The sequence below is a fragment of the Streptomyces sp. NPDC059740 genome (assembly GCF_042733155.1).
Lineage (GTDB): Bacteria > Actinomycetota > Actinomycetes > Streptomycetales > Streptomycetaceae > Streptomyces.
Genome location: NZ_JBHWGP010000047.1, coordinates 24234 through 44871 on the forward strand (window position 1 = coordinate 24234; position 20638 = coordinate 44871).

The window sequence follows — 20638 nt, forward strand, 5'->3', positions numbered from 1 at the left end:
ACGCGAATTCGAGGGAGCCGTGACGCCTCCCGTCACGTCCCATCGACGTCCCTCGCGTCCCTCCCCTCGGAGGTGAGAAGAAATGGCCGGTTTCAGAGCCCTCGCCGAACAGGTGCGCAATCCCTCTCTCGTCGCGCCGCAGCGTCGTACCGCGCTCCGCAAGTGCCTGGAGCGCTTCGCCCCCTACGGACACCGCACCACCTGGCACCACCTGTGCCACCGGGTCGGCATCTCGCCCTACGAACGCGAGGTGGACCCCGACCGGTTGGTCCTCGCCCTCACGGAGCTGGAGGAGGCCCGCGACGTGTGGCTCTCCTACGAACGCCGGGTGGCGCGCCGGCGACGGCTGGAGAAGCGGGCCGGCGTGCGGCAGCCCACCGCGCTGGACGACTGGCACCGCCTGACCTGGGGCGGCTGCGACATCGTGCCCTGCGAGGCGCCGCACCACCACCCGGACGCCGACCTGGCCGTGGTGCTGCGACGGGTGATCGACGCGATGGAGGCGGGCCGGCCGCGCGCCGACTGCCCGGTGTGCGGGGCCACCGACTTCGAGTGGCGCACCCACCTGCCGCGCTACCCGGTCTCGGGCCCGGTGTGCCGGGACTGCGGCATCGTGGCCCCGGTGGCCCTGCTGACGCCCACCGCCCTGCTCAAGGCACAACGCAGCGTGGTGCACCGGGAGTTCGCAGCAGCGTGAGCAGGCGGGTCCCGGGCGCCGGCCGGACACCGGCGACGCGGCGCCCGGCCGCCGGCTCCGCGACCTCCCGGCCCGGCCGGCGCGGGCACGCCCCGCCGCCCCCGCCCGCCCGTTCATTGACAGGCGCCTTCCGCTTCACCATGCTGAGCAAGCGCTTAGCCATTCGGAGACCGCACGCCTGACCGCACCGCGGCCGCGCCCCGCCCGGGGCGGCCGGCCGTGCCGTGGTGGGCGGCGGACCGGCGGGGCGCGCTGACGACGAGCGTTGAGGAGTGTGAGGGACATGGCGCAGCCACGGGTGTTCGCCTCGGTGGACGAGCTGAAGGGCGCGGTGGGCGAACAGCTCGGCCACAGCGACTGGCTGGAGGTCGACCAGAAGCGGGTGGACCTCTTCGCGGACGCCACCGGGGACCACCAGTGGATCCACGTGGACCCGGCGAGGGCGGCGGCCGGCCCGTTCGGCACCACCATCGCGCACGGCTACCTCACGCTCTCGCTCCTGCCGACGCTGGTGCCGCAGCTGATGACCGTCTCGAACGTCAAGATGGCCGTGAACTACGGCGTCAACAAGGTCCGTTTCCCCGCCCCGGTGCCCGTCGGTTCGCGGCTGCGCGCCACCGGGCAGATCACCGAGGTGAGCGACGTGGCCGGCGGCATCCAGCTCGCGACGACGGTCACCGTCGAGCGGGAGGGCGGCAGCAAGCCGGTGTGCGTCGCGGAGACGCTGAGCCGGTTCTACCTCTGAGCCGGCCCGGTGGGGAGCCGCCGCCCCCCGGGGGCCACCGGGCGGCGGCGGTTCAGCGCGCGCCCGCTCCCACCATCCGCAGCACCAGGTCCGCGTAGACCTCGCCGACCTCCTCGGCGGTGCGGCGCCCCTCGCTGGAGAACCAGCGGGCGACGTCCACGCAGAGCGAGAGCACGGCCAGCGTGGTGGCGGCGACGTCGTCCACCGCGAACTCGCCGCACCGGGCGCCGTCCTCGATGATGCCGCGCAGCAGGCGGTCGGTGCGCCGGCGCGCGTTGCTGACGTGGACGTAGTGCTCCTCGGCCAGCGCGGTGAGTTCGTACTGGATCACGCGGGCGGTGGTGTGGTGCTCGGCGTGCCAGCTGGCGAAGGTGCGGACGGCCGTCGCGAGCCGCTCGGTGGGGCTGCCGGGTCCCTTCGCGGCGTCGTCGATGATGCTCAGCGCCTTCTCGTGGCCGATGCCGCTGATGCGGTAGAGGAGTTCCTCCTTGGTGCGGTAATGGATGTACAGGGCGGCCGGGCTCATGCCGGCCCGGCTCGCGATGTCCCGGGTCGTGGTGGCGTGGTAGCCGCGTTCCGCGAACGCCTCCACGGCAGCCAGCAGCAGCCTGCGGGCCGCCTCGGGCGCCACGTCGGCCCATTCCCGGACGGCGGCCGGCGCGTCCGCCTCCTGCCCGGCCGCGCCGTGCTCGGCCTCGGTACCCATCGCGCACCCCGATCGTTCGCACCCGTCTCATACCGTCCCGACGGATCGAACACCATACCCGGCGGCTGAGCAAGCGCTTAGGAGCCCTTCGCGTCGTCCCGGACAGGTCGGGGCGGCGCGCGGCGCGGTGGCAGGGACCTTGAGCGGCCGGTCCCGGCCACCGGGGTCTCAGAAGGCCGAGACCCCGGTGAGCGCCCGGCCGATCAGCAGCTTCTGGATCTGACTGGTGCCCTCGTACAGGGTCATGACGCGGGCGTCGCGCAGCAGCTTGCCCGCCGGGTACTCGTCGATGTAACCGTAGCCGCCGTGGACCTGCAGGGCGTTGTTGGCGGCCCGGACGGCCGCCTCCGAGGCGAAGAGCTTGGCCTTGGACGCCTCGGTGGCGAAGGGCTGTCCGCGGTCGATGAGGTCGGCGACCCGCCAGGTCAGCAGCCGCGCGGCGTCCACGTCGACGGCGATGTCGCTGAGCATCTCCTGGACGAGCTGGTGGTGGGCGATGCTCTTGCCGAACTGCTCGCGCTCGCCGGCGTACCCGACCGCGGCGTCCAGTGCCGCCTGGGCGATGCCGACGCAGCCTGCCGCCACCGACATGCGCCCCTTGGCGAGGGCGGACATCGCCACCGAGAAGCCCTTGCCCTCGGGCCCCATCATGGCCGAGGCGGGCACCCGCACGTCCTCCAGGGCCAGCTCCGCCGTGGCCTGGCCGCGCAGGCCGAGCTTGCCGTGCAGCGTGCGCCGGGTCAGGCCGGGGGTGCCGGCGGGGACGAGGAAGGCGGAGACGCCCTTGTGGCCGGGGGCGTCCCCGGTGCGGGCGAAGAGCAGGACGACGTCGGCCCAGGTGCCGTTGGTGATGAACATCTTGGTGCCGTTGATCACGTAGTCCCCGCCGTCCCGCACGGCCCGGGTGGCGAGGTTGCCGGCGTCGGAGCCGGTGCCGGGCTCGGTCAGACCGAAGCAGCCGACGGCCCGTCCGGAGGTCAGGTCCGGCAGCCAGCGCCGCTTGTGCTCCTCGTCCCCCCAGGCGGCGACGGTCTTGGCGACCAGCCCGAGGGAGACGGAGACGATGCCGCGGACCGAGGAGTCGCCGCGACCCAGTTCCTCGGTCACCAGGCAGTAGGCGAGGTGGTCGCCGCCGCTGCCGCCGTGGGCCTCGTCGATCGTCAGGCCGAGGAAGCCGACCTCGCCGAGCTTCCGCACGATCGAGCGGTCGACCTCCTCGGCGCGGTCCCAGGCGACGACGTTCGGGGTGATCTCCCGTGCCACGAAGTCCCGGGCGAGCTGTCGGACGGCTGCCTGCTCCTCGTTGAGCTCCAGGTTCACCACGGCGCACCCACCTTAACTATCACTGCTAGTTTCTGCTGGCAGCCCTACTATGTGCGCCATGGCCCGACCGCGCAAGCCCCTGCTCAGCCGCGACCGCATCGTTGCGACCGCACGCCTCCTCGTCGACACCGAGGGGCTCGCGGCGCTCTCCACCCGGCGCCTCGCGGCGGAGCTGGGCGTGAGCGGGCCCTCTCTCTACAACCACTTCCGCACCAAGGACGAGATCCTGGAGGCGGTGGCGGACTCCGTCAGCGCGCAGGTCGACCTGTCGATGTTCGAGGACGGGCGGCCCTGGCGCACCGCGCTGCACGACTGGGCCGTCTCCTACCGCGCCGCGCTCTCCGCGCACCCGAACGTGGTGCCGGTCCTGGCTGCGGGTCCCGGGCGCAGGCCGGCGGGGCTGCGGCTGGCGGACGCGGTGTTCGGCGCGATGGTCGAGGCGGGCTGGCCGCCCGCCCACGCCACCTCTATCGGGGCGCTGATGCGGTACTTCGTCACCGGCTCGGCGCTGGGCTCCTTCGCCGGCGGTTTCGTCGACGACGCGGACGCCTACGACCCGGCCGCCTACCCCCACCTCCAGCAGGCGCACCTGCTCGCCGAGCGGCAGCAGCGGATCGACGAGCGGGCCTTCGAGACGGGGCTCACCGCACTGCTGGACGGGCTGGAGAAGCAGTTCGGCCAGGTGGCCTGAGCAGCAGGCGCCGGGGCCCTTGGAGGGGCCCGGAAAGCGGACGTCCCGGCCCCCTTGGATCGGGGAGCCGGGACGAGAGGGAACGGGGTGGGGCCGGGCGCCCGGGAAACGGCCGCCCGGCCCCGCCTCACCCGTGCCGCAGGGCCCTCAGGCCTCTGTCCAGCGGTGGGAGCGGGCCAGCGCGAGGACGCGTTCGCGTACGTGCAGGATCTGGTCCGCGCTGAGCGGCGGCGAGACCGTCAGGAGCGACTCGGTGACCTCGTGCTGGAGCTCCGCAGGGGAGAGCAGGTCGCAGATCTCGTCCTCGCCGCCCTCGCCCTCACCGTCCAGGGGGTGCACCCGGTCCGCCGCGACCAGGCGGAACGGCGGCACCGGCGCCCCGGAGTCGACGATGCGCACCTCCGAGGCCTTCAGACCGCGGTCGCCCTCCTCCACCTCGAAGGCCACCCGCAGCCCGGAACGGAACTGGTGCTTGTCGTCCAGCAGGTCGTTGACGTGGACGAAGATGTCACCACTGCCGTCGTCCGGGGCGATGAACCCGTACCCGCGCATGTCGTCGAAGCGCACCACTTTGCCCGTCGTCACAACCCACTCCCCCACGCCAGCCACCAACGGATCACCGCGGGGCACGTCGGGCCCCGCGAGCGCGCGCCGCCCCGGACTTCACCGGGCGCGGGTCGAGCGCCGGGCCAGCGTACCGAAGCGGCGCCCCTGCGCCATACCTGTGCCCGTCCAATTCCCCTGGCGCCGGGGGTCACTCGGGCCCCGGGCGCCAAGGGAGGCGGCCCGGCTCAGAAGACGACCAGGGCCCGGCCGCCCTTTCCGGCGACCATGTTCCCGAAGGCGGCGGGGATGCCGTCGAGGTCGATCCGGTCGGTGACCAGGGCGGCGAGGTCCAGCCGTCCGGCGCGGACGTGCCCGGCGATGACCGGGAGGTCGCGGGCCGGGTCGGAGTTGCCGTAGACGCAGCCGGTGAGGGTCCGGGCGAAGTGGAAGATCTCCAGGGCGCTGAAGGACACCTGCTCGTCCTTGCCGCCGATGCCGACCACGGTGGTGCGCCCGCCGCGGCGGGTGGAGCTCCAGGCGGTGCGGATCGTGGCGGCGCGGCCGACGCACTCGATGGCGACGTCCGCGCCCCGGCCCCCGGTCAGGGCGCGGACGTCCTTCGCGGTGCGCTCCGAGGCCACCACGAAATGGGTCGCGCCGGCCCGGCGGGCCAGTTCCTCCTTGGCCGGCGAGACGTCGACCGCGATCACCGCCGAGGCGCCCGCGATGCGGACCGCCTGCAGCGTCGCCAGGCCGACCCCGCCGACGCCGAAGACCACCACCGACTCGCCCTCGCGCACCCGCGCCGCGTGGTGCACCGCCCCGTAACCGGTCAGCACGGCGCAGCCCAGCAGCGCGGCGTCGGTGAGTGAGACGCCCTCGGGGACCGGCAGCACGCAGCGGGCGGCCACGACCGTCTCCTGGGCGAACGCCGCCACGTTCAGGCCCGGGTGGAGCGGAGTGCCGTCCGCGGTGTGGGCGTGGACGGCGGCGGCTCCGGTGAGGGCCTCGGTGCACAGCCACACCTCGCCGATGGTGCAGTGGTGGCACTCGCCGCAGGAGGGGGCCCAGTTGAGGACGACCGAGTCGCCCGGCGCCACGTGGGTGACGCCCTCGCCGACGGAGACGACGGTGCCCGACCCCTCGTGGCCGAGGACGGCGGGCAGCGGCACGCCCATGGTGCCGTTGCTGAGCGAGAGGTCGGAGTGGCAGACCCCGGCCGCCGCGAGGCGCACCCGGACCTGGCCGGGCCCGGGTTCGGGCAGGACGATGTCGGTGACCTCCAGGGGCGAGCCGACAGCTGACAGGACGGCGGCACGGACCACGACGGGTACTCCTGACTTCGAGGGGACGACTGGTGGTGGACGGCGGGTGCGCCGGGTGCGGGCCCCGGCCGCCCGCCACTCCCGTGGGATGCGGGGCCGGGGCCCGCCCGCCTCAGAACTGCAGCGACTTGGTCTGCAGGTACTCGGCGAGGCCGTGCGGACCGAGCTCGCGGCCGACGCCGGAGCGCTTGTAACCGCCGAAGGGGGCCAGCGGATTGAAGCGGCCGCCGTTGATGTCGACCTGCCCGGTGTGCAGCCGGCGGGCGAAGGCGACGGCGCTCTCGTCGTTCGCGGCCCACACGGCACCGGCCAGGCCGTAGACGGTGCCGTTGGCGATCTCGACGGCCTCGTCCTGGTCGGCGTACCGCAGGATCGAGAGCACCGGCCCGAAGATCTCCTCCTGGGCGATGGTCATGCCGGGGGTGACGTCGGCGAAGACCGTGGGCCGGACGTAGTAGCCCTTCTCCAGGCCCTCGGGGGCACCGGGACCGCCGGCGACCGGGCGGGCGCCCTCCTGGACACCGCGCTCGATGTAGCCGTTCACCCGGTCGCGCTGGACCGCGTTGACGACGGGTCCGAGCCGGGTGCCCTCGGCGGTGGGGTCGCCCGGCACGTACTTGGCGGCTGCGCGCGTCGCCAGTTCCACCGCCTCCTCGTAGACGTCGGCATGGACCAGCATGCGGGTCCATGCGCTGCACGTCTGACCGGAGTTGGCGAAGACGTTGGCCACCCCGACATTCACGGCCTTGGCGAGGTCCGCGCCCGGCAGGATGACGTTGGCCGACTTGCCGCCGAGTTCCAGGGCGACGCGCTTGACCGCGGCACCGGCGATCGCGCCGATCCGGCTGCCGACGGCGGTGGAGCCGGTGAAGGAGACCAGGTCGACGTCGGGGTGTTCGGCGAGTGCCTGGCCGGCCACCGGCCCGAGTCCGGTCACCAGGTTGAAGACGCCCGCCGGCAGGCCCGCCGCGGCCGTGCACTCGGCGAAGAGCTGGGCCACCAGCGGGGTGTCCTCGGCGGGCTTGAGGACGACCGTGCAGCCGGCGGCGAGGGCGGGGGCCACCTTGGCGACGACCTGGTGCAGGGGGTAGTTCCAGGGGGTGATCGCGCCGACCACGCCGACGGGTTCGAGCAGGACGGTGGAGTTGCCCAGCTTCTCCTCGAAGGCGTGGGTGGCGGCGAGTTCCGCGTAGGAGCCGGCCACCGCGACCGGCACCCCGGCGTGCACCCGCTCGCTGACGGTGAGCGGCGAGCCCAGCTCCGCGGTGACCGTCGCGGCGATCTCACCCGTGCGGGAGCGGAGTTGGTCGCGGAGCGCACCCAGCAGCTCGGCCCGGCGCGCCGGCGGGGTGGCGGCCCAGGCGGGGAAGGCGGCCCGGGCGGCACGGACCGCGGCGTCGACGTCCGCGGCGGAGCCGGCGGGCACGGCGGCGATCACCGTCTCGTCCGCCGGGTTGACGACGTCGATGGTCTCGCGGCCCTGCGCCGGTCGCCATTCCCCGTCGATGTAGAGGGCGTTGTGTGCTGTCATCTCGCCGTCCTTGTCACACGCGGTCTGCGGACTGCGGCTTGCGCCACCCCCTGAAATTAGCGCCGCTAGTTTGTCTGGCGCCAGAGCGGGGACGGGTGCCGCGCGTCACCCGCGTGCACGGCACCGGCACCGACGCCCCCTGCGAGAGCCGACGGCCCGCCTCTCCCAGATGCACCGCCCCGCAGGCGCAGCGGCCCGGTTCAGCAACGGCGGGACGGGGCCTCCTCCTCGCCGGAGGGCGGAGCGGCGGACCGGGGCCGGCCGGCCGCGGGCGGGCCCGGCACACCGGCCCCCTCCCGGTCCGCCTCCCCGGCCGCGGCGTCCGGCCGGCCCCGGCCCCGCAGCGCGGCGCCGGCCGACACCACCAGCAGCGCGCCCAGCATGACGAACGGCGCGGCGCTGCCGACGACTCCGGCGACCGCCCCGGCACCCGCGGGGGCGGCCACCTGGCCCAGCCGGTTGCCGGACAACCGCAGCGCCAGGGCGGTACTGCGCGCCTCGTCCGGCGCGGCCTGCACGACGGTGGTCATCGACAGCGGCTGCCCCACTCCGAGGCAGAAGCCGAGCAGCGCCAGCACCGGCGCCAGCGCCGCCACCGGCAGCGGCAGGGCGATCGCGGCGCACAGCACCCCGCCGAGCACACAGGTCGACGCCAGGAGCAGGGTGCGCCCGCACAGCCGCAGCAGCGGGGTCATCACCAGCCGGCAGGCGACCGTGGCGGCGGCCCGTACGCTCAGCAGCAGCCCCACGGTGGCCGGGGCCACGGACCGCTGCTCGCCGACGACGGGCAGGTAGGCGGTGAGGATGTCGGTCGCGGAGAGCACCGCGAGGCTGACCAGGATGCCCGGCGCCACTCCCCGGGTGCGCAGGATGCGGTGGACCGGCACCCGGGCGGCGCCCGGGGCGGCGGGCCCGGCCGGGGACCCGTCCGGGCCCGGGTGCTCCAGCCGCCACAGCGTCAGGTAGGCCAGGGCGCCGCCGGCCGCCGCGAGGACGAGCGCCAGCGCGCTGCCCCCGCTCCGCCCGCCCGTGCCCGCCGAGACCACGGCGCCGGCGGCGACGGGCCCCAGCAGCTGGCCCAGGGAGGCGCCGATGGTGAAGTGGCCGAAGTTGCGGTCCCGGTCGGCGGGGGCGCTGCGCCGGGCCACGATGGACTGCGCACCGATGACGAAGCACAGGTGGCCCAGGCCCATCACCCCGCTCCAGGCCGCCATGGCCGTCAGGGAGCCCGCCCCCGCACTGAGCGCGCACCCGCCGGCGATGAGGGCGACGCCGAGCGCCAGCAGCGGCGTGCAGCGGGCCCGGTCGGTGCGGCGTCCCAGGGGCACCGCCACCAGCAGCGGGAGCAGTGCGTAGACGGCGGTCACCAGCCCCACGGCCCGGTCGTCGGCACCGAGGGCCAGCGCCCGGTAGGACACGGCGGGGCGGGCCATGCTCACCGCGCCCTGGGCGAGGGTGAAGGTGATCACCAGGCGCAGCAGCCAGCCGCGGCCGGTGCGTGGGGTCTGGGTCATGCCGCTCTCCCCTCCCGCGGGACGGGCCCGCGCTCCCTTCCTCCCGTGGTCCACCGCGGCAGGCCCCGGGCCGGCTCCGGCCGGTCCGGGGCGCACCGGTCTCAGACGGTGCCGAAGAGCAGTCCGGCCGCCAGGATGACCAGGCTGACCACCACGGCCCACTTCACGGTGAAACGGGTGTGGTCGCCGAACTCGACCTTGGCCATGCCGATGAGCACGAAGACGGCGGGCACCAGCGGGCTGGACATGTGCAGCGGCTGGCCGACGAGCGAGGCGCGGGCGATCTCCAGGGAGGTCACGCCGTGGTGGGCGCCGGCCTCCGCGAGGATGGGGACGATGCCGAAGTAGAAGCCGTCGTTGGACATGAAGTACGTCAGCGGGATGCTGAGGACGCCGGTGACCAGCCCCATGTGCGGCCCGAGCGCGTCGGGGATGTGCCCGACGATCCATCGCGCCATGTGCTCGACCATGCCGGTGCCGGTGAGGACACCGGTGAACACCGCGGCGGCGAAGACCATGCCGGAGACGTTGAGGACGTTCTCGGCGTGCGCGGCGACGCGGGCCCGCTGGGCCGCCATGTCGGGGAAGTTGACGGTGAGCGCCAGCGCGGCACCGAGCAGGAAGAGCACCGGGATGGGCAGGAGCTGCGCGATCAGCAGCACCAGCAGCGCCACGGTGAGGGCGGCGTTGAACCAGTACAGCCGGGGCCGCAGCGTCGCACGGTTCGGGTCGAGTCCCTGGTGGCCGGCCGCGTCGTCCGCAGGTCCGGCCGCGGCCGTACCGGAGCCGCCGGCCTCGCCCGCCGCGTCCGCGGGCCGTTCGCCCGCCCCGGTCCCGCCGGCCGCGGCCCCGCCCGTGCCCGCGGCGGCGAGGACCAGCTCCGCGCGGCGGTCGCCGGCGGCCGTTGCCTGCCCGCCGGTGGTCGGCGAGAGCCTGCCCAGCCGGCTGCGCTCGCGGCGGCCCAGGACGTAGGCGAGGAAGAGGACGGCGACCATGCCGACGGCGAGGGCGGGGACCATGGGGACGAAGACGTCACCGGCGTCGACCTTGAGGGCGGTGGCCGCGCGGGCGGTGGGGCCGCCCCAGGGCAGGGTGTTCATCACGCCGTTGGCGGTCGCGGCCACCCCCGTCATCACCAGGGTGCTCATGCCCAGCCGGCGGTAGAGCGGGAACATCGCCGACACGGTGATCATGAAGGTGGTGGAGCCGTCCCCGTCCAGGGAGACGATCGCGGCCAGCACCGCCGTGCCCATCACGATCCGCAGCGGGTCGGCGCGGCAGAAGCGCAGGATGACGCGGACGATCGGGTCGAAGAGCCCGACGTCGATCATCACTCCGAAGAAGAGGATGGCGAACATCAGCATCGCCGCGGTCGGCGCCAGGTCGCCGACGCCCTTGAGGACGTAGTCCCCCAGACTGCCCCCCTGGCCGATCAGGATGCAGAAGAGCGCCGGTATGAGCACCAGCGACGCCATCGGCGACATCTTCTTCGTCATGATCAGCGCCAGGAAGGCGGCGATCATCACGAAGCCGAGGATGGTCAGCATGGGGGTACCTCACGTTCACCGTCGAACACGGCCGCCCGGCGGCGGCCCAGGTGACGCTAGGAGTGGCGCGATTTCGTTAACAAGGTCTTGACACGTGAGCAATACGAGCAGAACCCGCAGCTGCCCCGCGGTGTGTCGACCGGGGCTCCTGGGCGGCCCGGGCAGTGGGCCGCGGCGGTCCGAGGTGTCCCGTTGACGGGCGATTGACGCGATATCTAGTGTCGGCGCCGGATACTGCGGTTTCAGGGCGGACGTCAGGGAGTACGCACGGTGGACACCTCCAACGAACAGGCCCGCAAGGACGCCGAGGGGCTGCGGTACTGCGCCGGCTTCGGCAACGAGCACAGCTCCGAGGCGGTGCCGGGGGCCCTGCCGGTGGGGCGCAACGCCCCGCAGCGCGCGCCGCTGGGGCTCTACGCCGAGCAGCTCAGCGGCTCCGCCTTCACCGAGCCCCGCGCCCACAACCGCCGCTCCTGGCTGTACCGCATCCGCCCCTCCGCAGCGCACCCGCGCTTCACCCCGGTACCAAGCCCCCGCCTGCGCGGCGCCCCCTTCACCGAGACCGCTCCCGACCCCAACCGGCTGCGCTGGGACCCGCTGCCGGAGCCCACCGCGCCCACCGACTTCGTCGACGGGCTGTGGACCCTGGGCGGCAACGGCGACATCGCCGCGCGCACCGGCATGGCCGTGCACCTCTACCACGCCAACACCTCCATGCGGGGGCGGGTGTTCGGCGATGCGGACGGCGAGCTGCTGCTCGTCCCCGAACGCGGCGGTCTGCTGCTGCGCACCGAGTTCGGGCCGCTGCGCGTCGAGCCCGGGCACGTGGCGCTGGTGCCCCGCGGGGTCCGGTTCCGGGTGGAGCTGCTCGCGGACACCGCGCGCGGCTACGTCTGCGAGAACTACGGCCGGCCCTTCCAGCTCCCCGACCTCGGCCCGATCGGCGCCAACGGGCTCGCCGCGGCGCGGGACTTCCTCGCCCCCACCGCCGCCTTCGAGGAGGAGGACGCGCCGTGCGAGGTGATCAACAAGTACTGCGGCCGGCTCTGGCGCGCCGACTACGACCACTCGCCGCTGGACGTGGTCGCCTGGCACGGCAACCATCTGCCGTACGTCTACGACCTGCGCCGGTTCAACGTCCTGGGGTCGATCAGCTTCGACCACCCGGACCCGTCGATCTTCACGGTGCTCACCTCGCCCTCGGACACCCCGGGGCTGGCGAGCGTCGACTTCGTGGTCTTCGCACCGCGCTGGCTGGTGGGTGAGGACACCTTCCGGCCGCCCTACTTCCACCGCAACGTCATGTCCGAGTACATGGGGCTCATCGAAGGGGCCTACGACGCCAAGCAGGGCGGCGCCGGCGGGTTCGTGCCCGGTGGCGGTTCACTCCATCCGATGATGTCGGCCCACGGCCCCGACCGGGACACCTTCGAACGGGCGAGCGCGGCGGAACTGCGCCCGCAGAAGGTGGACGACGGACTGGCGTTCATGTTCGAGACCAGGTGGCCCCTGGCCCTGACCGAGCAGGCCCGCGACGCCGACCACCTCCAGCGGGACTACGACGCCGTCTGGCAGGGCCTGGAGCGCCACTTCCGCTCCTGAGGCGGGTGGGCGGGGTGGCAGGCGCCGGCAGGACCGCGGGCGTGCGGCATCCTGAGGGGCCCGGCGGGCGGCCGGCCGCCACGTACGATGCCCCGGTAGGAGGACCGGACGGTCAGGGAGGGTGACCGCGTGAGCGCGACGCAGGGGGCCGGGCCGCAGGCCGCGGGCCGACACCCCGGAGTGCCGCTGCTGGCGGACCTGATGCCGTGGTCGGCGGGCCCGCTGCGCCTGGGACGCCGCTGGGTCATGGCACCCGACCAGGCCACCCTGCGCGCCCGCTGGCAGCGGCTGGTGGGTGCCGAAGGTGCCGACCGCGCCCGGCTGTTCGCCCCGTCCCGGGCTCGCACGGTGCACACGGCGGTGGCCCAGCTCCCCGGTCAGGCCACGGCCACCGGCCGGCTCGCGCGCGGTGCGCAGGCCTGCCCGGAACCGGTGCGGGTCCTGCACGCCGGCTTCGACCAGCAGTGGCTGCTGCCCGACCACCGCCTCATCGACGCGGCCCGGCCGGAGTTGTGGCGGGTGGCCGGTCCGGGTCAGGTCTTCGTCGTGGAGCAGCCCGCCGCTCCCCGCGGCCCGGGGCCCGCCGTCGTCCCGAGCGCGGTACTGCCCGACGGGCTCGCGCCGAACGGCCGGCCGGGCCGTATCCGGCCGCTGTACCGGCGCCCGGACGCCGCGGAGCCCAACCTCGCCCCCGGCCTTCTCGCCCACCTCGCGCAGCGCCTGGGCACGCCCGTGACGGCTGAGGACCTCCTGGCGTGGACCACGGCCTGCGCCCGCCACGAGAACGCCGCCTGTGTCGTGCCGCTGACGGCCGAACCGGCGCTGTGGGAGCGCGGGGTGGCGCTGGGCAGCCGCCTGGTGGACGTGTTCACCCGGGGGGCGCACAGCGGTGAGCGGGTGCGCATGCCCGGCGGCCGGCGGCCCTACGTCCGCTCCGCGCTGCCCGGCCGCGGTCTCCCCGCCCGCATCGGTCACGAGGCGCAGGAGGAGGCGCTGTACCTGGACGCCGGCCGCATCGCGCCGGTGGCGCGGGCGGCGTGGGAGTACGAGGCGGCGGGTGTGCCCGTGCTCGCGCGGTGGTTCGAGGTGCGGACCGGGGCCGCCGGGGAGCCGGGAAGCCTGTCGGCGATCGTGCCCGAGGCGTGGCCCGCGGCGTGGACGAGCGACCTGCTGGAGCTGGTCACCGTCGTCTCGCTGCTCGCCGAGGCGCGGGCGGAGCAGCGGGCACTGGTCGCGGCGGTGGCGGCCGCGGAACAGGTGGGCACCGCGGAGCTGCGGGAAGCCGGGGTGCTGCCGGTGTCCTCGGCCGCGCGGCGGCCGGCCTCGGTGCTGGACCGTCAGGAGGAGGGGCCGGAGGGGCAGTTCGCCCTCTGGTGAGGAAGCACGGGGCGGGGTGGGGGTGCCGCCCGGGTGGGGGTGAGGCGGGTGCCGTGCGTCGGGGGGCGGTCGGGCCGGTGGTACGGGAGGGGGTTCGTGCCTGGTGTCGTCAGAGCCGGGCGGCACGACCGCACGCGGGCCCTCGGGCCCCCGGGGCCCCGCCTTCGCGGGGCCCCGGCGCGGAGTCTCATCCGTCGGCCGGATCGACCTGTCGTCAGCCGTGCCCGCCGAAGAGCGAGCGTCGCAGCCTGCGCAGGGGGGCGAAGAGGGAGACCCTCGCGCCACGGTTGTGCCTGCTGGTACGAGCCACGTCGCGGGAGGTGATCTCCTGCATCAGGCTCGTGGCTCCCTCGCTCTCGCCGCGTGGCACGGCGGGGCCGCCCAGGACCGCCAGATGGCGGTCCAGTCGCGCGCTGACGGCGCTGTTCCGGCATGTGACGGCAGGCACGCGCGGCCTGCTGCGCACACTTATCTGTTCCATGACACTCCCCACCCGTACGAGGGCACGCGGCCCGGGCAGGGTAACCCTATCGCTCTCGTACGACATTCGTGCAGCCCGGTCACAGGATTCACCTGCCCGCGTCGATGTAGAGGAACACCATACGAGACAGGTCGCCGGATGATCACATGCGGTCGGAACGGGTTGCCGGCTGCGGCAGTTGGGGCGGGTGCACGCCGTCGCCGGCCGGTGCGCGGCACGGCCCGGCCAGGTGGCGTGCCGCGTCACCGCAGCCCTCAGGCGAGGGACTGGAAGACGGGGAGGTAGCCGCTGGACTGGCCCGTGGCGGTGGGGTGGTAGGACTCGTCGACCGGCAGGGTGACGCTGTGCAGCCACGCGCTGCCGGAGCAGATCTCGTGCCCGGTGAAGGCGGTGCGGACGTCCCCGAAGCTGAAGCCGTGGGCTGCGGCGCGCTGGGCGATGACGGAGTCGAGCGCGTCCGCCGTCGCGTTGATGGTGCTGCGCTCCTTCTCCGAGAGGCCGACCACGCAGCTCCCGTCGAGCTTGTACAGCCGCGGGTAGCCGAGGACGACGACGTGGGCGGCCGGGGCCTTGGCGGAGATGGCGGCGTAGACGGTGTCCAGCCGGCCGCCGAGGGTGCTGCTGATGTAGGAACCGGCCGTGGCCAGTGCGGCCAGGCACTCGCTCTCGGAGCTGAGCGCACAGGTGCTCATGGTGTCGCCGAAGCCCGCGTCGTTGCCTCCGATGCTGATGCTGACCAGGCCGGTGGCGGAGTTCAGGGGGCCGAGCTGGCCGGCGAGCACGTCGTCGGTGCGGGCTCCGCTGCACGCGGTGAAGGCGAACGAGGAGGGTGCGTGGGCCGCCGCCCACAGCTGCGGGTACGCCTTGGTGGAGCGCTTGCAGTTGCCGCTCGCGCTGTCGTAGCTGCCCGAGCCGACGCCTGAGGAGTAGGAGTCGCCCAGGGCCACGTAGCCGGTGGCGGCGAGGGGTTCGGCGGATGCGGCACCCGCCCCGGTGAGGGCTAGCACCGTGGTGAGCGCGAAGGCGGACACCACACCGGCGATACGGGTCAGTCTCATGGAACCTCCGTAGAGCAGGGTCTCTGCCGCACCAGTGGTAGCAGCGGGACCCGCCAACCGGAAGTGTCCATGCCAAATTTCAGGCGAATGTGTGATGACCCGTCATCCGCACTCCGCCCGGACGGGTGATCCGGACGCCGCGGCCCCCGGCCCTCCCGTCACCCGGGGAGCAGCACCAGCCGTTCGCCGCCGGGCGTCCCGCGCTCGACCGCCGCGTGCGCTTCGGCAGCCGAGGCCAGCGGGAGGCGGCGCACCGACCGGGACCGCAGGCGTCCCGCCCACGTTCCCGGCTCCGCGCCCGACCACCACCGTCATCCGCTCGCGCAGCTGCCCGTGCGGGAAGAGGGCGAGGTGGGCGGTGGCTGCCGGGTGCAGTAGGGCGGCGGCCCGGACCGGGTCGAGGCCGGGCGGCAGGGGGCGAGGGTCGTCCGCTGTTGTGGCGGCGGCTTGTGTGGGAGGGAACTGCCCCTTCCGCGGCGAGAGTCGGTGGTCGGTCGATCGGCCGGGGCAGAACCCCGCCTCCGGCTTCTCCCCCCTTCAGCCGCCGTCACCGTCGTCGTCCCGGCCCTCGGCCAGCCGCGGCTCCAGCACCTCGCGCGCGCAGGAACGCAACCAGGCGTGTCCGGGGTCGGCCTCGTGGCGGGGGTGCCAGGCCAGCCCGAAGGGCAGTGGGGGAAGGGGCACCGGTACCTCGAAGGTGACGAGCCCGAGGGCGGCGGCCAGGGCGGCCCCGTGGGAGGGGATCGAGCCGACCAGGTCGCCGGCGGCCAGCGTGAACAGCGAACCGGGAAAGGTACCGACGCTTCCCGCCACCCGCCGCCGCAGTCCTCGTTCGGCCAGTGCCGCGTCGATCGGGCCCTGGAGCCGTCCCCGCCGTGAGACCACCAGGTGGTCGGCGGCGGCGTAGCGCTCGGCGGTCAGTTCGCCTTCCAGCAGTGGGTGGTCGGACCTGACCACACCGACCATCCGCTGGCTGCCGAGCAGTTCGACCTGCACCTCCGGGCTCCGGTCGTCCACCGCCCCGATCTCCAGGTCGGCAAGCCCCTCCCGCAGCACCGCGACGTCCTGGGGGCTCTCGGGCAGGAACCGCAGGCGCACACCGGGGGCCCGCCGTTGGACGTGGGCCAGCAGGTCCGCCGCGCTGGTGGCCACGAACACGTCGTTGGTGACCACGGTGAACGTGCGCTCCAGCGTGCCGAGGTCGACGGCTGTGCCTGCGACGAACAGGGCCAGGGCGCGCTCCACCACCGCGCGGACCTCACCGCGCACCGCGAGGGCACGCGGGGTCGGCACCATCCGCCGGCCGGCCCGGACCAGCACCGGATCACCCAGGGCCCGCCGAACCCGGCCCAGTGTGCGACTCATCGCCGGTTCCGACAGATGGAGACGGGCAGCCGCACCGGCGACGCTCTCCTCCTCCAGCAGGACGTCCAGAGCGAGCAGCAGGTTGAGGTCCCTCTTGGATTGCATGTGACGCAGGTACTCCTTGCCTAACTTGCACTGGAAGTCATGTCCGGCCGAGCCTACGGTGGAACGGCACCCACCGGCGCTGCTTGAACCGTCACCCGGCCGCCGGCCCCACCGCACGCCCCGCCCCCGCGTCCGGTCGGTGCCCTCCGCTTTCCCACCACCCAGCTCCCGGGAGGAGCCGTGCCCACCCCTGCCCTGTCACGCCCCGGAACCGTCTCCCAGCATGTTGCGGGCCTACCGCGGGCGACCCTGCTGGCGCTGTGCGCCTGTGTCCTGGTCGCCCAGTCGATGGTCGCCGCAGTCAATCTGCTCCTGCCCCAACTCGCCGCCTCGGGGCTCCGGCCGAGCCCGAGCGAACTGCTGTGGGCCGTCGACGCCTACGTCGTCGTCTTCGCCGGACTCCTCATACCCGCAGGTGCATTCGGTGACCGGTTGGGCCGTCGCGCCGCACTGTTGACGGGCCTCGCCGTGTTCGCGGCGGGTGCGGCGCTCAGCGGGTTCGCTGCGGACCCGGTCGAGATGATCGCCGGACGTGCCCTCTGCGGCGCCGGCGCCGCCCTGATCACCCCGGCCACCATGTCTCTGATCGTGCACCTGGCCACGCCCGGACACCGCCCGCACGCCCTGGCCGCCTGGACGCTGGCCATGGGGCTCGGCGGGTTCCTGGGCAACCTGTGCGGCGGACTGGTGGGACAGTTCCTCAGCTGGCGCGCGCTGTTCTGGGGCATGGTCCCGCTCGCTGCGCTGCTGGCCCTCGCGGTGCTGCGCACCACCTCGCCGACACCGCGCCGTCCCGAGACCCCGCTCGATCCGGTCGGCTCGCTCCTGCTCACCGGTTCCCTGGTCGCGGTCGTCTTCGGCCTGATCGAGGGACCTGAGCACCACTGGGCGGCCGGTGCCGAGCTGCCGGCCTTCGGTTCCGGAGCGGTGCTGCTGGCCCTGTACACCTGGCATGCCCTGCGTGCCGAGCACCCGCTTTTCGACCCGCGGCTCCTGACCGCGCGCCGGTTGCGCGCCGGCGCCCTCGGCATGGCCCTGTCCTTCTTCGGCCTCTTCGCCCTCTTCTACGTCAACGGCCAGTACCTGCAGTACGCCAAGAGGTTCCCGGTCGGGCTCACGGGCGTGGCGCTGGTCCCACTGACGGTCGGTATGTCCCTGATGCCCCGTCTCGCCTCCCGGTTGACGGTCCGGCGCGGCCCCCGACTCCCCGCCACGGTCGGCCTGGTGATGATCGGGGTGGCGCTGCTGCTGCTCTCCACCGTGCGGGCCACCACTCCCTACCCCCTTTACGCCGGCTGCCTGCTGGTCCTCTCGGCGGGTGCCGGGCTGTGCGCGCCGCCGTTGACCATCACCGTCATGTCCCAGGTCCCGTCCCACCAGGCGGGTCTGGGCTCCGGCCTCAACACTGCGGCCCGGGAGGTGGGGGCGGCCCTCGGGGTGGCGGCCGTAGGTACGGTCCTGGCCGGTCGGACACACGGGGTCCCGCACACCGCGGCGCAGGTGGCGGACTTCACCGGCGCGATGGGCGAGGGGCTGCGCACCGTCGCCTGCGTCGTCCTGGCCGTCACCGTGGCCGTGGCCGTGGGTCTGCGCGGCTCGGCCCCGGAACGCACGGTGGGGCCCGCCGACCCCTCTGCCGCGTCCGGGGACCTCGCACGTCGGCGCACCCCTGCCTGAGGGGGACCTGCGGTGAGGCCGGGAAGCAGGGGCCGGGACCCGTGACTGGCGGGGTCGGGCTCTGCCACCCCGGCAGTCGTGTCGGACGTCGCCGGGTAAGAGGACCCACCCGCCGCTTCCTGAACCTCACGGGCCGTCAGGAGTACGCCCGTGCAGGACAGGACTCGGTGACCCGTGGCTCACGACGACAGGCCCAATGGATCTACAATCCTGTAGAACCAATGCGCTCCCCCGCGCACTGGGTCAGCCGGTTCCACCACGAGGTGACAGCTCACCCGGCAGCGCGCGCTGCCCGTGCTGGTGCGTGCGGCGCCGGTGTTGCTGCTTTCCTCACCCGTTCCGAGGAGTGGTGCTGGTGAACGGCGAGTCTCCGCCGTACTGCGAGGTCAAGTCGGTCCCCGTGCACCGCCCCGTTCCCGGGCGGGGGTGCGACCATCCGGCGGGGGACGGGAATGATCACTTGACTGGTTACGGAGGTAGTTCATGAGTGTGGCCCTGACCCGGGGCGCCAACCACTCCCTGACCCGGCAGTCCCCCGGTCTGAGCACCGTGCGGGTGGGGCTGGCCTGGCAGGGCGACGGCGTGGAGCTGGATGCGAGCGCCCTCGTCTGTGACGACCGGGGGTCGGTGCTCTCCGAGCGCCACTTCGTGTTCTACAACAATCCCGCCAGCCCGGAAGGGGCCGTGCGGCACCTGGGTCGGCTGAGCTCCGGGCCCGACAACGAGCAGCTGTCGGTGGACCTGGAGTCGATGCCCCCGAGCGCGGTGAAGGTCGTCTTCGCCGCGTCGCTCAGCCCCACCGCTCCCCCGGGCCGGGACTTCACCCAGGTCCGCGGTGCCTCCATCCGCGTCCTGGACGACGAGTCCGGTGCGGAGTTGGTGCGTTACGACCTGTCGGAGCGGGCAGCCGGCCAGTCCGCGGTCCTGTTCGGCGAGATCTACCGGCGCGAGGCCGAGTGGAAGTTCCGCGCCGTCGGCCAGGGGTACGCCACCGGCCTGGCCGGCATCGCAGGCGACTTCGGCATCGAGGTGGCCGAACCCGGGCCGAGCCCGCAGCCGGAGCCGACAGACCTCGTCGACTCGCAGTCCGCCCCGGTCCGAGGTCCGGGCCCTGCCGTGCCACCGGAGCCGTTCCCCGCTCCGCCGCCTCCCGCCATGTCCTTCTCCACCGCCCCCGCGTCCTTCCCCATGACAGAAAGCGCGAACATGATCTGTTTCTTCGACCCCGGTCACGGCCCCGCCACCCAGCAGGTCAGCTGGGCGCCGCAGTGGGGCGTACCACGTCCCGTCGAGGTCTGCGGCGCCTGCGCCCAGCGCGTCCAGACCACCGCCCCGCCGTTCTACACCCCGCCCCAGCAGGGGTACCCGCAGCCCGGCTACGCCCAGGGCGGTTATCCGCAGGGGGGCTACCCGCCCAGCGGCCAGCCCTACGGTGGCTACCCGGAGCAGCACGGCTACCACGACCGTCACGACCACCACGCGGAGCACGGCGGGCAGGGTCGCCGCTTCGGTGCGGGTGCGCTCATCGGCGCCGGTGCGGCAGGGCTCGTCGGCGGCGCCCTGCTGAACGAGGCGTTCGACGACGACGAGCCCGAGGTGGTGGTCAACAACTTCTACGAGGATGAGTGAGCACTCCGGCACGAGGTGGTGCTGCACGAAGGCGTGACGGCGAGGGGGCCACGACCGCATCGGGTCGTGGCCCCCTTCACGCGGGAGGCGCGCCCGGGGTTCCGGACGGCGCCTGCGGCCTCGTCAGGTACTCGAACCGAGCCTCTCGCGGAAGGCCCAGTTGAGCTTCGGCTCCATGACCGGCCGGAAGAGACGCTGTACGGGTGGGGTGCACAGCGTGGTGACGAGGGCTGCTGCCAGGAGGGTGACGGCGAGCATGCCCCAGGCGGTGTGGAGCCAGGGAGCCCCGTACCAGTCCCAGAAGCGGGAGCCCTGCACGACGAAGCCGTGCAGCAGGTAGCCGTAGAGGGTGCCGGCCCCGAGCGCGGTGCACCACATGCGCCGCCCCGGGACCCAGGCCAGGAAGCAGGCCACCAGCACCAGCGAGCAGCCGAACGTGGCCAGGGTCATCACCGGTCCGGTCCACCAGGGGGCCCCGAGTTCCTGGGCCGCGTCGCGGTGATCGAACCAGGAGGAGTTCATCCTGGGGGCGGCCCAGTAGGCCACTGCGACCGCCGCGGCGAGCACGGGCAGGGACAGCAGGCGTGCGCGCCGGTTGCGCAGGCGGTGGAAGTGCTCGGGCCTGAGGTTGAGCCCGAGCACGAAGTAGGGGAGGAACTGCAGAAGACGCTGCATGTCCAGGTCGTTGCCGATGTCGGGCGAGGTGGTGGCGAGCGCGG

General features: G+C 73.8%; 18 protein-coding genes. 7 read left to right on the plus strand and 11 right to left on the minus strand.

Annotated features, from left to right (window positions below; translation table 11 throughout):
• The first annotated feature begins 82 nt into the window (after window positions 1-82).
• Window positions 83-697, plus strand: a complete 615-nt coding sequence (locus ACFV3R_RS31205; protein ID WP_385590154.1) for a hypothetical protein — start codon at window positions 83-85, stop codon at window positions 695-697.
• A 283-nt stretch (window positions 698-980) separates the two neighbouring features.
• A complete protein-coding gene (locus ACFV3R_RS31210; RefSeq protein ID WP_385590156.1) occupies window positions 981-1442 on the plus strand; it encodes a MaoC family dehydratase in 462 nt (153 codons plus the stop codon).
• A 52-nt stretch (window positions 1443-1494) separates the two neighbouring features.
• Here ACFV3R_RS31210 and ACFV3R_RS31215 read toward each other — a convergent pair whose 3' ends face one another.
• On the minus strand, window positions 1495-2148 hold the full coding sequence (locus ACFV3R_RS31215; RefSeq protein ID WP_385590158.1) for a TetR/AcrR family transcriptional regulator: 654 nt from the start codon (window positions 2146-2148) through the stop codon (window positions 1495-1497).
• Between the two features lie 168 nt (window positions 2149-2316).
• Entirely contained in the window at window positions 2317-3468 is a 1152-nt protein-coding gene (locus ACFV3R_RS31220) for an acyl-CoA dehydrogenase family protein (RefSeq protein ID WP_385590190.1), read from the minus strand.
• A 61-nt stretch (window positions 3469-3529) separates the two neighbouring features.
• On the opposite strand from ACFV3R_RS31220, the gene ACFV3R_RS31225 reads away from it, so the two are divergent.
• The gene (locus tag ACFV3R_RS31225; protein WP_385590160.1) at window positions 3530-4162 is read left to right on the plus strand and encodes a TetR/AcrR family transcriptional regulator; all 633 of its coding nucleotides are present in this window, start codon (window positions 3530-3532) and stop codon (window positions 4160-4162) included.
• Between the two features lie 147 nt (window positions 4163-4309).
• On the opposite strand, the gene ACFV3R_RS31230 is transcribed toward ACFV3R_RS31225, so the two are convergent.
• The 5 genes from ACFV3R_RS31230 to ACFV3R_RS31250 form a co-directional block, all read right to left on the minus strand.
• Window positions 4310-4747, minus strand: coding sequence for a cold-shock protein (locus ACFV3R_RS31230; protein ID WP_385590162.1), 438 nt, complete (start codon window positions 4745-4747; stop codon window positions 4310-4312).
• Between the two features lie 206 nt (window positions 4748-4953).
• On the minus strand, window positions 4954-6033 hold the full coding sequence (locus tag ACFV3R_RS31235; protein WP_385590164.1) for a zinc-binding dehydrogenase: 1080 nt from the start codon (window positions 6031-6033) through the stop codon (window positions 4954-4956).
• A gap of 112 nt (window positions 6034-6145) precedes the next feature.
• Window positions 6146-7564, minus strand: a complete 1419-nt coding sequence (locus tag ACFV3R_RS31240; RefSeq protein ID WP_385590166.1) for an aldehyde dehydrogenase family protein — start codon at window positions 7562-7564, stop codon at window positions 6146-6148.
• Between the two features lie 200 nt (window positions 7565-7764).
• Window positions 7765-9078, minus strand: a complete 1314-nt coding sequence (locus ACFV3R_RS31245) for an MFS transporter (RefSeq protein WP_385590168.1) — start codon at window positions 9076-9078, stop codon at window positions 7765-7767.
• A gap of 101 nt (window positions 9079-9179) precedes the next feature.
• On the minus strand, window positions 9180-10625 hold the full coding sequence (locus ACFV3R_RS31250) for a CitMHS family transporter (RefSeq protein ID WP_385590170.1): 1446 nt from the start codon (window positions 10623-10625) through the stop codon (window positions 9180-9182).
• A gap of 270 nt (window positions 10626-10895) precedes the next feature.
• Here ACFV3R_RS31250 and hmgA point away from each other — a divergent pair, with 270 nt between their 5' ends.
• Together hmgA and ACFV3R_RS31260 are read left to right on the plus strand one after the other, a co-directional pair.
• On the plus strand, window positions 10896-12227 hold the full coding sequence (gene hmgA, locus ACFV3R_RS31255; RefSeq protein ID WP_385590172.1) for a homogentisate 1,2-dioxygenase: 1332 nt from the start codon (window positions 10896-10898) through the stop codon (window positions 12225-12227).
• Between the two features lie 129 nt (window positions 12228-12356).
• Window positions 12357-13604 carry a type ISP restriction/modification enzyme gene (locus ACFV3R_RS31260; RefSeq protein ID WP_385590174.1) on the plus strand — a complete coding sequence of 416 codons (1248 nt, stop codon included), beginning with the start codon at window positions 12357-12359 and terminating at the stop codon, window positions 13602-13604.
• Between the two features lie 214 nt (window positions 13605-13818).
• On the opposite strand, the gene ACFV3R_RS31265 is transcribed toward ACFV3R_RS31260, so the two are convergent.
• The 3 genes from ACFV3R_RS31265 to ACFV3R_RS31275 all read right to left on the minus strand — a co-directional run bounded on the left by ACFV3R_RS31265 (window position 13819) and on the right by ACFV3R_RS31275 (window position 16622).
• Window positions 13819-14085 carry a hypothetical protein gene (locus ACFV3R_RS31265; protein ID WP_385590176.1) on the minus strand — a complete coding sequence of 89 codons (267 nt, stop codon included), beginning with the start codon at window positions 14083-14085 and terminating at the stop codon, window positions 13819-13821.
• A gap of 254 nt (window positions 14086-14339) precedes the next feature.
• Window positions 14340-15143, minus strand: a complete 804-nt coding sequence (locus ACFV3R_RS31270) for an SGNH/GDSL hydrolase family protein (protein WP_385590178.1) — start codon at window positions 15141-15143, stop codon at window positions 14340-14342.
• A 537-nt stretch (window positions 15144-15680) separates the two neighbouring features.
• Complete coding sequence (locus ACFV3R_RS31275; RefSeq protein ID WP_385590192.1) at window positions 15681-16622, minus strand: LysR family transcriptional regulator; 942 nt, start codon at window positions 16620-16622, stop codon at window positions 15681-15683.
• Window positions 16623-16793: 171 nt separating this feature from the next.
• Between ACFV3R_RS31275 and ACFV3R_RS31280 the strand changes: the two genes are divergently transcribed.
• Complete coding sequence (locus tag ACFV3R_RS31280; RefSeq protein WP_385590180.1) at window positions 16794-18290, plus strand: MFS transporter; 1497 nt, start codon at window positions 16794-16796, stop codon at window positions 18288-18290.
• A gap of 483 nt (window positions 18291-18773) precedes the next feature.
• Complete coding sequence (locus ACFV3R_RS31285; RefSeq protein ID WP_385590182.1) at window positions 18774-19919, plus strand: TerD family protein; 1146 nt, start codon at window positions 18774-18776, stop codon at window positions 19917-19919.
• A 123-nt stretch (window positions 19920-20042) separates the two neighbouring features.
• Here the strand turns inward: ACFV3R_RS31285 and ACFV3R_RS31290 are convergent.
• A partial coding sequence (locus tag ACFV3R_RS31290; RefSeq protein ID WP_385590184.1) for an acyltransferase family protein occupies window positions 20043-20638 on the minus strand: 596 nt, incomplete at its 5' end.

Coding starts and splice junctions, on each gene's coding strand:
- ACFV3R_RS31215 (WP_385590158.1), bottom strand. CDS start 2,148: ATGGGTACCGAGGCCGAGCACGGCGCGGCCGGGCAGGAGGCGGACGCG.
- ACFV3R_RS31225 (WP_385590160.1), top strand. CDS start 3,530: ATGGCCCGACCGCGCAAGCCCCTGCTCAGCCGCGACCGCATCGTTGCG.
- ACFV3R_RS31285 (WP_385590182.1), top strand. CDS start 18,774: ATGAGTGTGGCCCTGACCCGGGGCGCCAACCACTCCCTGACCCGGCAG.
- ACFV3R_RS31240 (WP_385590166.1), bottom strand. CDS start 7,564: ATGACAGCACACAACGCCCTCTACATCGACGGGGAATGGCGACCGGCG.
- ACFV3R_RS31245 (WP_385590168.1), bottom strand. CDS start 9,078: ATGACCCAGACCCCACGCACCGGCCGCGGCTGGCTGCTGCGCCTGGTG.
- ACFV3R_RS31270 (WP_385590178.1), bottom strand. CDS start 15,143: ATGAGACTGACCCGTATCGCCGGTGTGGTGTCCGCCTTCGCGCTCACC.
- ACFV3R_RS31210 (WP_385590156.1), top strand. CDS start 981: ATGGCGCAGCCACGGGTGTTCGCCTCGGTGGACGAGCTGAAGGGCGCG.
- ACFV3R_RS31265 (WP_385590176.1), bottom strand. CDS start 14,085: ATGGAACAGATAAGTGTGCGCAGCAGGCCGCGCGTGCCTGCCGTCACA.
- ACFV3R_RS31205 (WP_385590154.1), top strand. CDS start 83: ATGGCCGGTTTCAGAGCCCTCGCCGAACAGGTGCGCAATCCCTCTCTC.
- ACFV3R_RS31250 (WP_385590170.1), bottom strand. CDS start 10,625: ATGCTGACCATCCTCGGCTTCGTGATGATCGCCGCCTTCCTGGCGCTG.